1 protein-coding gene is annotated in these 1,440 nt (G+C 43.6%); it reads right to left on the bottom strand.

Annotated features, from left to right (window positions below):
- Positions 1-1,251 precede the first annotated feature (1,251 nt).
- On the bottom strand, positions 1,252-1,440 hold a 189-nt coding region (locus B9Z54_RS25165; RefSeq protein WP_205207668.1), incomplete at its 5' end, for a hypothetical protein.

The following is a 1,440-nucleotide window of genomic DNA, read 5'->3' as shown; positions in this document are numbered from 1 at the left end:
AAGATATGTATCCAGAGGCGCGAGGTGGTACAAGAGTTAGTGTCTTTAGTTGAAGATATGTATCCAGAGGCCCGAGGTGGATACATGAGTTAATGTCTTTTAGTGAAGATATGTATCCAGAGGGTCGAGGTGGGTACAAGAGTTAGTGCTTTTTAGTTGTAAGATGTGTATCTAGAGGGCCGAGGTGGATACATGAGTTAGTGCTTTTGTAGTGAAGATATGTATCCAGAGGCACGAGGTGGGTACATGAGTTAGTGCTTTTAGTGAAGATGTGTATCCAGAGGGTGGAGGTGGATACATGAGTTAGTGTCTTTTGATGAAGATATGTATCCAGAGGCCAGAGGTGGATACATGAGTTAATGTTTTTTAGTGAAGATATGTATCCAGAGGGTCGAGGTGGATACAAGAGTTAATGCTTTTTAGTGAAGATGTGTATCCAGAGGCACGAGGTGGGTACATGAGTTAGTGCTTTTAGTGAAGATATGTATCCAGAGGCCCGAGGTGGATACAAGAGTTAGTGCTTTTTGCTGAAGATGTGTATCCAGAGGGTCGAGGTGGATACAAGAGTTAGTGCTTTTGTATGAAGATATGTATCTAGAAGGCCGAGGTGGATACAAGAGTGGCTGCTTTTTAGTGAAGATGTCGAGGTGGATACATGAGTTAGTGTTTTTAGTAAAGATGTGTATCCAGAGGGCCGAGGTGGATACATGAGAAGGTGCTTTTTAGTGAAGATGTGTATCCAGAGGGTCGAGGTGGATACAAGAGTTAGTGCTTTTTAGTGAAGATGTGTATCCAGAGGCACGAGGTGGGTACAAGAGTTAGTGCTTTTTAGTGAAGATATGTATCCAGAGGCCCGAGGTGGATACATGAGTTAATGTCTTTTTAGTGAAGATATGTATCCAGAGGGTCGAGGTGGGTACAAGAGTTAGTGCTTTTTAGTTGAAGATGTGTATCTAGAGGGCCGAGGTGGATACATGAGTTAGTGCTTTTTGATGAAGATATGTATCCAGAGGCACGAGGTGGGTACAAGAGTTAGTGATTTTAGTGAAGATGTGTATCCAGAGGGCCGAGGTGGATACAAGAGTGGCTGCTTTTAGTGAAGATGTGTATCCAGAGGGTCGAGATGGATACATGAGAAGGTGCTTTTGCTGAAGATGTGTATCCAGAGGCACGAGGTGGGTACATGAGTTAGTGCTTTTTAGTGAAGATATGTTTCCAGAGGCCCGAGGTGGATACAAGAGTTAGTGCTTTTTAGTGAAGATGTGTATCCAGAGGGTCGAGGTGGGTACAAGAGTGGCTGCTTTTTAGTGAAGATATCGTATCCAGACGGCCAGAGGTGGATACATGAGTTAATGTTTTAGTGAAGATATGTATCCAGAGGGTCGAGGTGGATACAAGAGTTAATGCTTTTAGTGAAGATGTGTATCCAGAGGGTCGAGG

It is taken from the genome of Bacillus sp. P14.5, from assembly GCF_003316765.1.
Classification (GTDB): Bacteria; Bacillota; Bacilli; order Bacillales; family Bacillaceae_B; genus Rossellomorea.
Note: the sequence above shows the minus strand (reverse complement) of the source record. Positions and strands in the feature narration are given on the sequence as shown.